Origin of the sequence: Amaricoccus sp., from assembly GCF_017993425.1 — a bacterium.
In the GTDB taxonomy this organism is placed as follows: Bacteria; Pseudomonadota; Alphaproteobacteria; order Rhodobacterales; family Rhodobacteraceae; genus Amaricoccus.
Genome location: NZ_JAGOMQ010000001.1, coordinates 110,777 through 124,097, shown reverse-complemented (window position 1 = coordinate 124,097; position 13,321 = coordinate 110,777). Strand labels below are relative to the sequence as shown.

At 73.4% G+C, this 13,321-nt stretch carries 11 protein-coding genes; 5 read left to right on the top strand and 6 right to left on the bottom strand.

Going from position 1 to position 13,321, the window contains the following annotated elements; genetic code table 11:
• Nucleotides 1–86 precede the first annotated feature (86 nt).
• Both KBB57_RS00565 and KBB57_RS00560 read left to right on the top strand, forming a co-directional pair.
• Entirely contained in the window at nucleotides 87–770 is a 684-nt protein-coding gene (locus tag KBB57_RS00565; RefSeq protein ID WP_290745166.1) for a gamma-glutamylcyclotransferase, read from the top strand.
• Nucleotides 771–1,008: 238 nt separating this feature from the next.
• Nucleotides 1,009–1,803 (top strand): division plane positioning ATPase MipZ, encoded by a 795-nt coding sequence (locus tag KBB57_RS00560; RefSeq protein ID WP_290745163.1) that lies wholly within the window; start codon nucleotides 1,009–1,011, stop codon nucleotides 1,801–1,803.
• Nucleotides 1,804–1,972: 169 nt separating this feature from the next.
• On the opposite strand, the gene KBB57_RS00555 is transcribed toward KBB57_RS00560, so the two are convergent.
• Entirely contained in the window at nucleotides 1,973–3,214 is a 1,242-nt protein-coding gene (locus KBB57_RS00555) for a lytic murein transglycosylase (protein ID WP_290745160.1), read from the bottom strand.
• A 450-nt stretch (nucleotides 3,215–3,664) separates the two neighbouring features.
• Here KBB57_RS00555 and KBB57_RS00550 point away from each other — a divergent pair, with 450 nt between their 5' ends.
• The 3 genes from KBB57_RS00550 to KBB57_RS00540 all read left to right on the top strand — a co-directional run bounded on the left by KBB57_RS00550 (nucleotide 3,665) and on the right by KBB57_RS00540 (nucleotide 5,483).
• A complete protein-coding gene (locus tag KBB57_RS00550; RefSeq protein WP_290745157.1) occupies nucleotides 3,665–4,270 on the top strand; it encodes a 50S ribosomal protein L25/general stress protein Ctc in 606 nt (201 codons plus the stop codon).
• Nucleotides 4,271–4,344: 74 nt separating this feature from the next.
• Nucleotides 4,345–5,073, top strand: coding sequence for an aminoacyl-tRNA hydrolase (gene pth, locus KBB57_RS00545; protein ID WP_290745154.1), 729 nt, complete (start codon nucleotides 4,345–4,347; stop codon nucleotides 5,071–5,073).
• Entirely contained in the window at nucleotides 5,070–5,483 is a 414-nt protein-coding gene (locus tag KBB57_RS00540) for a DUF2332 family protein (protein ID WP_290745151.1), read from the top strand. The genes pth and KBB57_RS00540 overlap by 4 nt, the downstream gene beginning before the upstream one ends.
• Before the next feature lie 197 nt (nucleotides 5,484–5,680).
• On the opposite strand, the gene KBB57_RS00535 is transcribed toward KBB57_RS00540, so the two are convergent.
• The 5 genes from KBB57_RS00535 to KBB57_RS00515 form a co-directional block, all read right to left on the bottom strand.
• The gene (locus KBB57_RS00535) at nucleotides 5,681–7,480 is read right to left on the bottom strand and encodes an NAD(P)/FAD-dependent oxidoreductase (RefSeq protein ID WP_290745148.1); all 1,800 of its coding nucleotides are present in this window, start codon (nucleotides 7,478–7,480) and stop codon (nucleotides 5,681–5,683) included.
• A 289-nt stretch (nucleotides 7,481–7,769) separates the two neighbouring features.
• Nucleotides 7,770–9,497, bottom strand: a complete 1,728-nt coding sequence (locus KBB57_RS00530) for a glycerol-3-phosphate dehydrogenase/oxidase (protein ID WP_290745145.1) — start codon at nucleotides 9,495–9,497, stop codon at nucleotides 7,770–7,772.
• Between the two features lie 58 nt (nucleotides 9,498–9,555).
• Complete coding sequence (locus KBB57_RS00525) at nucleotides 9,556–11,088, bottom strand: FGGY-family carbohydrate kinase (protein ID WP_290745143.1); 1,533 nt, start codon at nucleotides 11,086–11,088, stop codon at nucleotides 9,556–9,558.
• 132 nt (nucleotides 11,089–11,220) lie between these two features.
• Nucleotides 11,221–12,180, bottom strand: a complete 960-nt coding sequence (locus KBB57_RS00520; RefSeq protein WP_290745140.1) for a D-ribose ABC transporter substrate-binding protein — start codon at nucleotides 12,178–12,180, stop codon at nucleotides 11,221–11,223.
• A gap of 96 nt (nucleotides 12,181–12,276) precedes the next feature.
• Nucleotides 12,277–13,317: an ABC transporter permease gene (locus tag KBB57_RS00515; protein ID WP_290745137.1), complete on the bottom strand. Its 1,041-nt coding sequence runs from the start codon at nucleotides 13,315–13,317 to the stop codon at nucleotides 12,277–12,279.
• Nucleotides 13,318–13,321 lie beyond the last annotated feature (4 nt).

Below are 13,321 nucleotides of genomic sequence, written 5' to 3'. Positions count from 1 at the left end.
GCCACGAGGTGCGGCCGCTCCCCCGGGGGCGGCCGTCGCCGTTTGCGGGGCCGGCCCTGCGCGGCCCCGCATCGAGAGGAGCGTCGATGTCGCCGCGCGCCCTGAGCCTGACCGAGGACCACGTCGCGCGGGCGACGCGGCAGGTCGAGGACTTTGCCCTTCCCTCCGGCTTCACCCCGGCCAGCGACGCCGATTTCGCCGCGCAGGTGGCGCGGCTGATGGACGAGCGCCCCGCCGGGCCGCTCCATGTCTTCGCCTACGGCTCGCTGACCTGGAACCCGACCTTCGCCCCCGTGGCGCGGCGGCGCGCCGTGGCGCGCGGCTGGCACCGGCAGTTCTGCATGGTGATCCGCGGCTTCCGCGGCACGCCCGAGGCGCCGGGGCTGATGCTGGCGCTGATGTCCGGCGGCCGCTGCGCCGGGCTCGCGCTGGAGGTCGCCGGCGGCGCCGAGGCCGGGACGCTCGACGTTCTCGTCCGCCGCGAGATGCCCTTCGTCGAGACCCTCGGCGACCGCCGCTGGGTGCGGCTCGACACCGAGGCGGGGCCGGTGACCGCGCTCACCTTCTGGGCCGGGCCGCGGGGGCCGAACATCGTCCGCGGCCTGCCGCTCGCCGAGGCGGCCGGGCTGATCGCCCGCGCCTGCGGACCGCGCGGATCGAGCGCCGAATACCTGCGCAACACCGTCCATTCGCTGGAGGAGGCCGGCATCCGCGACCGCAACCTCTGGTCGCTGCAACGCCTCGTCGCCGCCGAGATCGACGGGCTCTGAGCCGGCGCTGGTTGTCGCCCTCGCCGATACGCCAGCATCGGCAGCGCCTGCCGTGCCGTTATGCCGGAGGCGTGCCTCAGGCACGACGGCGGCCCCTTCGCGCTCGCCGCAAGCGCGCCAATGGCCCCCGGCCCCGCTCCCCCGGCACGTCCGAGGGCGGCTTCCCCGAATCGATTCCGCCGTCTACATCTTGCGGCGCTTGCCGGCCGTGTGCCGCCTATCTTGCGTGGACGACCGAATGCCGCATGTGATCGTGCTGGGGAACGAGAAGGGCGGCTCCGGCAAGTCCACGACGGCGATGCACGTCGCCACCGCGCTGGCGCGCGAGGGGCGCAGCGTCGGGGCGATCGACCTCGACCTGCGCCAGCAGAGCCTCTTCCGCTACCTCGACAACCGCGCCGACTACATGCGCCGCCACGGCATCGACCTGCCGAGCCCCCGCCGGGCCCAGCCGAAGCCCTCCGCCGCCGACAGCCGCGCCGAGGCCTCGGCCGAGGACCGCGACCGCTTCGACGCCGCGATGGCCGAGCTCGCCGACTGCGACTTCGTGCTGATCGACTGCCCCGGCTCCTACAGCGACTTCAGCCGTCTCGCCCATGCGGCGGCCGACACGCTGGTCACCCCGATGAACGACAGCCTCGTCGACTTCGACATGCTCGCCCGGCTCGATCCGGCGACCGGCCGGGTCAAGGGCCCCTCCGTCTACGCCGAGATGGTGTGGAAGGCCCGGCAGGCCCGCGCCTCGACCGGACGGCGGCCCACGGACTGGCTGGTGGTGCGCAACCGCATGGCGGCGCTCGACGCCCGCAACAAGCGCCGGGTCGGCGTGGCGATGCAGGAGCTCGCCCAGCGCATCGGCTTCCGCCTCGCCCCGGGCTTCTCCGAGCGGGTGATCTTCCGCGAGCTCTTCCTCTCCGGCCTGACGCTGCTCGACCTCCGCGAGACCGACCCCCAGGCGATGACGCTCTCCAACGTCGCCGCCCGCCAGGAGGTCCGCGACCTGATGCGCGCCCTGTCCCTGCCGGAAGCCTGACGGCGCCGCCCCTTGCCCTCTCTTCCCGCCGCCTGAGCGCCCACCTTCGTCTCCAGAAGGTTGGCTTCAAGGGATTCCTCATCTATTCCAGCAACTTGACCTAGCTTGCACGCGTGCAAGCGAGGCCAGGCGGCCGCGCCGAACCGGCTCCTCCGGCACGCAGGCCGCCCTACCGCAGCGCCGCGAGGATCTGCTGCGACGGCTCGCCCGTCACCGAATACCCCTGCTGCGCCTGCCAGGCCGAGATCGCCGCGCGGGTGTTGTCGCCGATCACCCCGTCCGCGCCCTGGGTGTCGAACCCCGCCGCCGTCAGCCGCCGCTGCAGCTCGCGGCGGTCCGCGATGGTCAGGCCGTTCGCGTCCGGCGGGAAGCTCCCCTGCACCGGCGGCCCGCCGGCGACGCGGTCCGAGAGATGCCCGACCCCGATCGCATAGTTGACCGAGTTGTTGTAGCGCAGGATCACCCCGAAGTTCGGGAACACCATGAACCCCGGGCCCCCCGCCTGCGGCTGCAGGATCGAGGCCGGCCCGTAGTCCGGCACCGCGCGCCCGTCCGCGGCGCGCACCCCGGCCGAAGCCCAGGCCGAGGGGCTCCCCGTCGTCCCCCGCCCCAGCGGCCCGGAGAACCCGGCGGGCAGCCGCACCTCCACCCCCCAGGGCTGGCCGTGCCGCCAGCCGGATTTCGCCAGGTAGTTCGCCGTCGAGGCCAGCGCGTCGGTCGGGTCCGCCGACCAGATGTCGCGCCGCCCGTCGCCGGTGAAGTCGACCGCATAGGCGAGGAACGTCGTCGGGATGAACTGGGTGTGCCCCATCGCCCCGGCCCAGCTGCCGGTCATCCGCTCCGGCGTCACGTCGCCGTTCTGCAGGATCTTCAGCGCCGCGACCAGCTGGCTCTCGAAGAAGGATCCGCGCCGCCCCTCGTAGGCGAGCGTCGCCAGCGACGAGATCACCGGCGCCGTGCCCTGCCGCTCGCCGTAGAAGCTCTCGAGCCCCCAGACCGCCACCACCACATTGGGCTCGACCCCGAACCGCGCCTCGATGGCCCGCAGCGTCGCCCCGTAGCGCGCCAGCGCCGCCCGGCCCTTGCCGACCCGCTCCTCCGAGGCCGCGATGGCGAGGTAATCCTCCAGCGTGCGGGTGAACTCGGTCTGCTTGCGGTCGCGCTCGATCACCGCCGGCAGGAAGCCCGCGCCGGCGAAGGCCCGGTCGAAGGTCGCCGGGCTCACCCCCTGCGCCAGCGCCCGCCCGCGGAACCCCGACACCCAGGCGTCGAAGCCCGGGCTCGGCGCCGGGATCCATTCCGGCTCCGCGGGCCGCGTCGCGACGCCGCCCGGGCCTACGCTCCCCCCCGAGGCGCAGCCGGCCAGCGCCGCCCCGAGCCCCAGAACCACCATCCGCCGCGTCGCCCGCATCTGCCTCTCCGCCGATCTCCGTCGCCCGCCCGCACCCTACCGAAACCCCGGCCACGAGCAACCCGAGGCCGGTCCGGTCCGGGCGGGGGGGCACGACGTCGCCGGGGACCGCCCACCCCCGCGCCGCCCGCCACCGGGCCTCCTCTGTTTCGCCTCCCGTCCCGCGGCATACCTGGACCCTCGGCGCCCTGTCCTGAGCGCCCTCCGTCCTCCCTCGCCCACGTCGGGGCCGGGCCAGGAGGCGGAACGTCGACCGGGCCGAGCGGGGGCTCGACGCCCCCCGAGGGCCGGCCCCCGCGCGACGCCTGCCGCGAGGACTCCGCCCGGGCGTCTCGCCGGCGGCCGCCATCCGCCCCTTTCCTTCCCGCTCCGGATCGGCTAAGGGGCGCGTCTCCGGCGCGGCACCCTTGGAGGCGCGCCGGCATCGCAACTGTCACGAGGAGCAGGACCATGGCCGAAGCGCCGGTTCTCGAGGCCGTGGCGCGCGAGGGGGTCGGCAAGGGGGCCGCCCGTTCCGCACGCCGCGAGGGGCTCGTCCCCGGGGTGATCTACGGCGGCGGCGAGGCGCCGCAGCCGATCAACCTCAAGTTCAACGCCCTGCTGAAGCAGCTCAAGGCGGGCAAGTTCCTGTCGACGCTGCTCAACGTCAAGGTCGACGGCGTCGACAACCGCGTGGTCTGCCGCGGCGTCCAGCGCGACGTCGTCCGCGACCTGCCGGTCCATGTCGACTTCCTCCGCCTCAGCGAGAAGTCGCGGATCGCGCTCCACATCCCGGTGGAGTTCATCAACCGCGACAAGTCCCCGGGCCTGAAGCGCGGCGGCACCCTCACCGAGGTGCGCCACGACCTCGAGCTGGTGGTCACCGCCGGCGACATCCCCGAGAAGGTCGTCATCGACCTGACCGGCACCAATGTCGGCGACTCGATCCACATCTCGCACGTCACCCTGCCCGAGGGCACGAAGCCGACGATCACCGACCGCGACTTCGTCATCGCCGCCATCCAGGCCCCGTCGGGCCTCAAGGCGTCCGACAGCGAGGAGGCCGCCGAGGGCTGACCCTCGCGCCAGCCCGTGCTATCCGATGACGCGCCGCGGCCATCCGCGGCGCGTCGCCGTTTCAGGACCTGCCCATGAAGCTCCTCGTCGGCCTCGGCAACCCGGGCGCGAAATACGCCCGCAACCGCCACAACGTCGGCTGGATGGCGCTCGACGCCATCGCCCAGGCCCACGGCTTCGCGCTCTGGCGCGCGAAGTTCCAGGGCCAGATCGCCGAGGGCCGCATCGGCGGCGACCGCGCCATCCTGCTGAAGCCCGAGACCTTCATGAACCTCTCCGGCGACAGCGTCCGCGCCGCCATGGCCTTCCACAAGCTCGATCCCTCCGAGGTGATCGTCCTCCACGACGAGCTCGACCTCGCGCCCGGCCGCGTGCGCGCCCGCGTCGGCGGCGGCGCTGCCGGCCATAACGGCGTCCGCTCGATCGCCGCCCATATCGGCCCGGAGTTCCTGCGCGTGCGGATCGGCATCGGCCACCCGGGCGACAAGCGGGTGGTGGCGAACTACGTCCTCAACGACTTCGCCCGCGACGAGGCGGCGTGGCTCGACCCCGTCCTCGCCGCCATCGCCAAGGCGGCCCCCGACCTCGTCGCCCGCGACCTCGCCCGCTTCTCCAACGCCGTGGCGCTCGCCGCCCCGGCCCCCGATCCTAAGCCAGAGCCGAAGCCGAAGGCGGCGCCCGGGCCGTCCGAAGCTCGGACCAAGCCCGACCCCGTCCCGGCGAAGCCTGCGCCCGAGGCGGCCGCGGAGGAGCCGCCCGCCCCGGCGAGCGCGCTCCGGCGCCTCGTCGAGCGGTTCCGGTGAGCGCGGCGGCGGCCCGCGCCGCCTTCCGCCGCCAGGCGGAGTTCTGCGCCGAGCTCGGCTCGCCGTTCACCGCGCGCCTCTGCGCCCTCGCCGCCGAGCGCCTCGCGCCCGGCGGCGCCGTCGCCGACCGCGTGCTCGGATGGTCGGGCGATCCCTCGAACCGCGCCGACGCGCTGCCGCTCCGCTTCGCCGGCGCGCTGCACGCCCTCGTCGTCGAGGGCCGCATTGCCGCGACGCTGGCCGCCGCCGGCGCCCGCGCCACCCTGCAGGCTCCGATCGGCTGGCTTCGCCTCGAGGCCGACGACGCCACGCCCGGCGCGGCGCTCACCCTGGCCCTCCGGCCCGGCGGCGCCCCGCGCCGCCTCGCCCGGGCCGACTTTCACGGTCGCTGGGTCGACTGGCGTGGCTGACCTCCGGGCGCCGCCGCCGGTCTTGCGACCGCCGCCGCCGCCCGGACCCATGGCGCCGCGTCGAGGTCGCGCGGGCGGCGCCGTGGCGCCCGCGGCGCGCTGCCCCGTGGCGCCGACGGCGCCGTCTCGCCGCCCCGGGCGCAGGGTGCATGGCCCCCCTCGCACGCGCGCGAAGGGGGCGTGCCTGCGCGCCTCGCTCACCGCAGGTGATGCACCTTCCCCTGTTCCCAGACCGGGGTCTCCATGCCCGCCTGCCGGGCCTTCAGCTGCAGCGCCAGGAACTGCGAGTAGTGCCGGCTCTGGTGCAGGTTGCCGCCGTGGAACCACAGGCCCGGCTGGGCCGTCGGCTTCCACATGTTGCGCTGCTCGCCCTCCCAGGGGCCGGGGTCCTTCGGCGTGTCCGAGCCGAGGCCCCAGCACTTGCCCACCCGGTCCGCCACCTCCTGGCTGATCAGGTCCGCCGCCCAGCCGTTCATCGAGCCGTAGCCGGTGGCGTAGACGACCAGGTCCGCCGGCAGCTCCGTCCCGTCCTCCAGCACCACGGCCGTCTCGGTCAGCCGCGCCACCTGCCCGCGCTTGAGCTTGATCTTGCCGTCGATGATCAGCTGGCTCGCGCCCACGTCGATGTAGTAGCCCGAGCCGCGGCGCAGGTACTTCATGAAGAGCCCCGTCCCGTCCGGCCCCCAGTCGAGCCAGAACCCGGCCTTCTCCAGCGCCGCGTAGAAGTCGGCGTCCTCCTCCCGGATCGCGTCGTAGATCGGCTTCTGGAAGTCCGGCAGCAGCCGGTAGGGGATCGAGGCGAAGATCAGGTCCGCCTTCGCGGTGGTGACGCCCGCCTCCACCGCCTCCTCGGAATAGAGCGAGCCCAGCCCGTGCCGCATCAGCGGGTCGGAGCGCACGATGTGCGTCGAGGACCGCTGCACCATGGTCACGTCCGCCCCGGCCTCCCAGAGCGCCGCGCAGATGTCGTGGGCCGAGTTGTTCGACCCGATCACCACCACCCGCTTGCCGACATAGGCGTCCGGCCCGGGATGCTGGCTCGAATGCTGCTGCTCGCCCTTGAAGACGTCCTGCCCGGGGAAGCTCGGCACGTTGGCCTTGGCCGACATGCCGGTGGCGAAGACCAGCTGCTTCGGCCGGAGCGTCACCTCCTGGCCGTCGCGCTCGACGACGACCTCCCACTCGCCCTTGGCCTCGTCGTACTTGGCCGACTTCGCCGTGGTGGAGGCCCAGTAGTTCAGCTCCATCACCTTGGTGTACCATTCCAGCCAGTCGCCGATCTTGTCCTTCGGCGCGAAGACCGGCCAGTTCTCCGGGAACGGGATGTAGGGCAGGTGGTCGTACCAGACCGGGTCGTGCAGGCAGAGCGACTTGTAGCGCTTGCGCCAGCTGTCGCCGGGCCGCGCGTTCTTCTCCACGATGATCGCCGACACGCCGAGCTGGCGCAGCCGCGCCCCGAGCGCGATGCCGCCCTGCCCGCCGCCGATGATCACCACATAGGGCTGCTCGTCGTAGCCGAGCCCCTGCGCCTCCGCCTCGCGCCTCTCCTTCCAGGTCTTGCGCGCCGGGTCCGCCCCGTGCTCCACGCCGCGCGGCCGCGACTTGCCGCGCTTCTCCTCGTGGCCCTTCAGCTCCTTCAGCGTGGTCAGCAGCGTCCAGATCTTGCCGTCCCTCACCCGCACATGCCCGTGCCCGCGGCCCGCGTCGGTCTCGAAGTCGATCCAGGCCTGCTGGAACCCGCCCGCGTCCTCCGCCGCCTCGCCGGGCGTGACGACGAAGCCCCGCGGATGCGCCCGGCCCATCTGCGCCTCGAGCATCTCGACGATCTGCGGCCGGCCCTCCATCGTGCGGATGTTCCAGGTCAGGCTGACGAGGTCGCGCCAGTAGCCCTCCGGCTCGAAGAGCGCGGCGACCGCCTGCGCGTCCTCCGCCGCCAGCGCCTCGTTGAGCCCGTCGAGCACCTGTGCGATCGCCGCGTCCGGCGTCTGGTCGAGCATGCTTTCCTCCGGTTCTTGTCGTTCGGCCGTCCGCGAGTCGGCGCGCCCAGAATGGCGCCGGTCCCGCAAGGATCAAGCGCCACGCGCCCCCTCCGCCACGGCGCCCACCCCGCACGTAACGCGATGGCCTCGCCTGAATAGAACTGACGCCATCATGCCGCCGCGGCGAACCGGCGCGACCGCCCTCGCCTTCCGGTGATGCGGCGTCCGGCGGCTCTTTCCGTGAAAGGAGGACGCGGGCGGCGACCCGTGGATAGATCCGTATATAATCCTGTGGATAAACTGCGGATTATCTGATCGGTTGACCAGCGTCGCACCGTGGGACATCTCGCGGGCGGGCGCGGTGGTTGCGGGCGAGGTCGTCGGCGACGGCGGCGATCTCGGCCTCGCGCCGGGCGTCGTCCCAGCCGAGGGCGGCCGCCGCGACCTCGGCGATGGCGGCGAGGTCGCGGGCGGTGAGCCGGCCCGAGACGGCGAGGGTCGCACGGCGGAGCACGACGTCGCCGAGGCGGCCGACCAGCTCGTTGCGGACGATCCAGTCGATCTCGGCCCGGCTGTAGTCGCTCGCGTCCGCCAGCCGGTCCGCGTCCGTCCATGCCCCGCGGTGGCCCGCCACCGCGCGGGCCGTGGTCCCGTAGCGGGCGAGGAGCGCGTCGAGCCGCTCGCGGTCGAGCCCGGTCGCCGCCGCCGCCTCGTCGAGCCAGCGCGCCCGCGCCGCCGGATCCGTGGGGAAATCCCGTCCCCCGCCGATCGGCAGGCGCCGGGTCGAAACCCGCCGCCGGCGGCCGAGCCGGGCGAGCGTCGTGTCGGCGACCTCTTCGGCGAAGCCGCGGAAGGTGGTCCATTTGCCGCCGACCAGCGACACGACGGGGAACGGCCGCCCCGCCGCCGGCTCGGCGACCGGGGCGGAGTGGTCGCGCGAGATCAGCCCCGGCGTGGCGGCGTCCGAGGCGGGCAGCGGCCGGATGCCGGCATAGGCGTAGACGATCTGCTCGCGGCCGAAGGCGAGCCCGGGCAGCAGGGTGCGCAGCGAGGCGAGGAAGTAGTCGATCTCCTCCTCCTCGCAGCGCACGTCGTCGGGGTCCGTCGCCGGGATGTCGGTCGAGCCGACCAGCACGCGCCCGAGATAGCCGTAGACGAGCAGGATGCGCCCGTCGTCGGCCTCGAAGTAGATCATCCGCCCGGCAAGCTCGGCGAGGAGCCCGGGATGGTCGATCAGGATATGTGACCCCTTGGTCCCCCCGATCAGCCGCGACGGCGCGCCGAGGGCGGCGTTGGCCGCGTCGATCCACGGGCCGGCGGCGTTGACGACGATCCGCGGCCGCACGGCGAGCCCGCCGCCGGGCAGCTCGAAGCGCAGGACCCCGTCCTCCGCGGCGGCGAGGCGGGTCCAGTTGGCCGCGGCCGAGCCGGGCTCGGCGTCGAGGCCGTCGCGGATCAGCTCGTAGACCAGCCGCTCCGGACTGCGGACCCTGGCGTCGTAGTAGAGCCCGGCGGCGACGATGCGGGGCGTGAGGTGCGGCGTCTCCGCCAGCGCCCGCCGCCGCCCGACCAGCCGGTGCCGCGGCATGACCCGGTCGCGCGACCCGTAGAAGTCGTAGATGGCGAGGCCCGCCTTGATCAGCACGGCGCCCCGGCTGCGCGGGGCGGTCGTCGAGCCGAGGAGGGTGCGGAGCGCCGCGCCGATCCCCTTCGTCCAAGAGAAGATCGGGATCAGCGTCGGCAGCGGCTCCACGGTGTGCGGGGCGTTCCTCAGGAGGAGGTTTCGCTCCAGCGTCGACTGGGCGACGAGGCCGAACTCGCCGGTCTCGAGGTACTTGAGCCCGCCATGGATCAGCCGCGAGGGCGCGGCCGAGGTCCCCGACCCGAAATCCGCCTTGTCGACGATCAGGCAGCGCACCCCCTGCTCGCACAGATCGCGGAAGAGCCCGGCGCCGTTCACCCCCGCCCCGAGGATCGCCACGTCGACCTCGGCCCCGTCCATCGCGGCGAGGCGGGCGCCCGGGCCGTTTCTCATCACGCCGGAGCGTTGCGCACGCGCAACGCCTGCATGGTGTTGTTTTTGCTGAGATTTCTCATTTGTCCGATTCCGCGGGCGCGCCGAGCGCCTCGATCTCCGGCCAGAGCGGGGCCATCGCCTCGGAGACGCGGCGGTGGAGGGCGTAGCGCGCCGCGTAGCCGGCGGCGCGTTCCGGGTCCGGCGCGAAGGCCCGGCCCATGGCGGCGAGGTCGCGCGGGTCGGCGAACGGCGAGGCGAAGAGGCCGACGCCGGCCCCGGCGCAGAGCGCCGCGCCCCAGGCGGCGGCCTCGTCGGTGTCGGTCACCGTGACGGGCATCCCGAGCACGTCGGCGAACATCTGCGCCACCGCCGGGTTGCGCGACGCGCCGCCGGTCAGCCGCGCCTCGGCGACGGCGAAGCCGTCGCGCAGCGCGTCGACATGGACGCGGTGGTTCATCGCGATGCCCTCGAGCACGGCGCGGAGCAGCGTGCCGCGGTCGTGCCAGCCGCGCAGCCCAAGGAAGCCCGCGCTCGCCCCGGGCCCGTGCGGCGAGCCGAAGAGGTAGGGGTGGAAGAGCGCCGTCGAGGGCCGGGCGAGCGCGGCGTCGAGCTCCGGGGCGAGCACGGCGTGGATCGAGCCGCCGGCCGCGGCGGCGGCCTCCTGCTCGCGGCGGCAGAGGGTGTCGAGGAACCAGTCGTAGTTCGCCGCCGAGGCCGGCGAGATCGACATGTTGTTCCACCGCCCCCGCGCCACGGCGTTGCGGCAGAACCAGCGGGGATCGACGCGGGGGGTGTCCGAGACCGTCTCGTTGATCGAGTAGGTGCCGGCGACGATGGCGACGACGCCCGCCGCGTGCCCGCCGATCCCGAGCGCCGAGGCGGTGACGTCGTGCAGGCCGGCGGCGACCGGGGTGCCCTCGGCGAGGCCGGTCGCGGCCGCGGCGGCGGCGGTGACGTGGCCGGCGATCGCCTCGCAGGGGGTGACCGCGGGCAGCGCCGTCCGGAGCGCGTCCAGCCCGAAGAGGGCGAGCGCGTCGGGCGTGTAGACCTGCGAGGTCACCTCGGTGAAGGCGGTGCTCGCCTCGGTCGGGTCGGTGCCGATCGTGCCGCAGAGGCGGAAGCGCAACCAGTCCTTGCAGGCCAGCACATGGGCGACGCGGGCGAACCGCTCGGGCTCGTGCCGCCGGATCCAGGCGAGGAGCGCCGAGGGCGCGGAGGCGTGGGGGACCTGCCCGGTCAGCGCCAGCGCCCGCTCCGCCGTGCCGTCCGCCTGCCAGCCGGCAAGCTCCGCGCCGGCGCGGCTGTCGAGCGAGAGGATGGCGGCGCCGAGAGGCTGCGCGTCGCGGTCGAGGAGATAGAGCCCGTCGCCGTGGCCGGTGGCGGCGACCGCGAGGACATCCGAGGCGGGCCGTCCGCTTGCGGCGAGCGCCTCGGCGATCGCGGCGGCGGTGGCGGCCCAGTGCGCCTCCATGTCGCGCTCGACGTGGCGCGGCCGGGGCATCGCTTGCGCGACGCGACGGCGGGCGACGGCGAGCTGCGCGCCGCCGGCGTCGAACACCACCGCCTTGGTGACGGTCAGGCCGCTGTCGATCCCGACGAGGCTCGGCATCTCTCCCTCTCCGCCCGGTCTCCCGCCGGCTTCTCGATTGGTTTACCGCATCCGGCCGTCAGGTCGAGAGGCCGAGAACGGCGAGGGGCGCCGCTGCCGGCGCCCCTCCCGTCCTCGTCTGCTCGGGCCCGATCAGCCGGCGACCATCGACTTCAGGGTGAACGGACCGACGAACTGGTCGACCATGTCCGGGGTGATCAGGATGCAGTCGAAGAGCTGCTTCTCGGAGGCCGCGCCGGTCGAGCCGGTCCGGATGAAGCTGTCGGCCTGCCGCACCGCCTCGGCGGAGAACACCGCGACGGGCTGGAGGACGGTGTACTGCATCTCGCCGGCCTTGATCGCCGCCACCGCGTCGGGCGAGCCGTCGAAGCCGCCGACCTTGATGTCGGCGAGCTTGCCCGCCTCCTTGAGCGCGGCGATCGCGCCCAGCGCCATCTCGTCGTTGCCCGAGATCACCCCGATGATGTCGGGATTGGCCTGAAGCATCGACTGCATCTTGTTGTAGCCTTGGGTGCGGTCCCAGTTGGCCACTTCCTGCGCCTTCTTCACCAGGTCGGGATACTGGCTCAGCACCGTCTCGTAGCCGTTCGAGCGGGTGGCGGCGTTGTTGTCGGCCGGGTTGCCGAAGAGCTCGACGTAGTTGCCGCTGTCGCCGACGCTCTCGACCCACTGCACGGCGCCGATCGCGGCGCCTTGGGCGTTGTTGGAGACGAGCTGCGCCTTGGCGAGGCCCTCCTGGTTGATCTCGGCGTTGACGAGCAGGACGGGGATGTTGGCCGCGACCGCCTTCTTGACCGCGCCGATCGAGCCGTCGGCGTTGGCCGGGTCGAGGATGATCGCGACGGCCTTGTTGGTGATGGCGGTGTCGATCAGGTTCGACTCGGTGTTGGTGTCGCCCTTGTGGGCGGCGACGGTGGCGGTGTAGCCGAGGCCCTCGGCGGTGGCCTTCGCCACCTCGCCCTCGGTGTACCAGTAGGGGTTGGCCGGGTCGGTGACGATGATCGAGATCAGGCCCTCGGCCCAGGCGGCGCTCGCGTAGAGCGGCGCGGCGACGGCGGCGGCGAGCAGCAGCCGCGTTCCCTTCTTCAGCATCTCGTGTTCACTCCCTTCGGGTTGTGGTTGTCGCCGGCCGAGCGGCGGGGTTGGCCGGGACCGGGTCGAGCCCGTCCCGGGGAATGCGGGGGGCCGTCAGCGCTTGCCGGGGCGGCCGTAGTTGATCGAGTTGAGGAGCACCGCGAGCACGATCACCGCGCCGGTGAACACCGTCTGCCAGTAGGACGACACGCCGACGATCACCAGCCCGTCGGAGAGGAAGCCGATGACGAAGGCGCCGAGCATGGTGCCGCCGATGGTGCCGCGCCCGCCGGTCAGCGCCGCGCCGCCGATGACGACGGCCGCGATGGCGGTCAGCTCGTAGGTGGTGCCCGCGGTCGGGCCGGCGGAGGTGAGCTGCGAGGAGAGCACGAGCCCGGCGATGGCGGCGCAGACGCCGGAGAGCACGTAGACGGTGATCTTCACCCGCTTGGTCGGGACGCCGGACAGCTCCGCCGCGCGCTCGTTGCCGCCGGAGGCGTAGAGCCAGCGGCCGAAGGCGGTGCGGGTGAGCATCAGGTGGCAGAGCACGGCGACGACGACGAGCACGATGACGCCGATCGGGATGCCGGCGATGCGGTTGAAGCCCAGCCAGTCGAAGCCGGTGTTGCCGAGCTCGGGCCGGCCGGAGAGGTTGTTGTAGGTGAGGCCGTTCGTCATCAGGAGCGCGACGCCGCGGGCGACGTAGAGCGTGCCGAGGGTGGCGACGAAGGCGGGCACCTTGAACCAGGCGATCAGGACGCCGTTGACCACGCCGACGAGGGCGCCGAGGGCGCAGGTGATGACCACCACGGCCCAGACCGGCGGGTAGAGGATGACGCCCGCCCATTCGAGCGTGACCCCCTGCATCAGCGCCCCGGCGACGACGCCGCAGAGCGCGAGGACGGAGCCGACGGAGAGGTCGATGCCGCCGTTGAGGATGACGAGGAGCATGCCGATGGAGAGCAGGCCGTAGATGGCGACGTGGTTCGCCATCGTCAGGAAGTTGCCGAGCGTGAAGTAGTTCGGCGACAGGATCGAGAAGACGATCACGATGACGATGAGCGCGAAGAAGGCGCGCCCCTCGAGCAGGATGCGGGCGATGTCGGCGCCGGAGAAGCTCCGCGCAGGGCTGCCGCTTTGGCTGACGTCGCTCATGTCC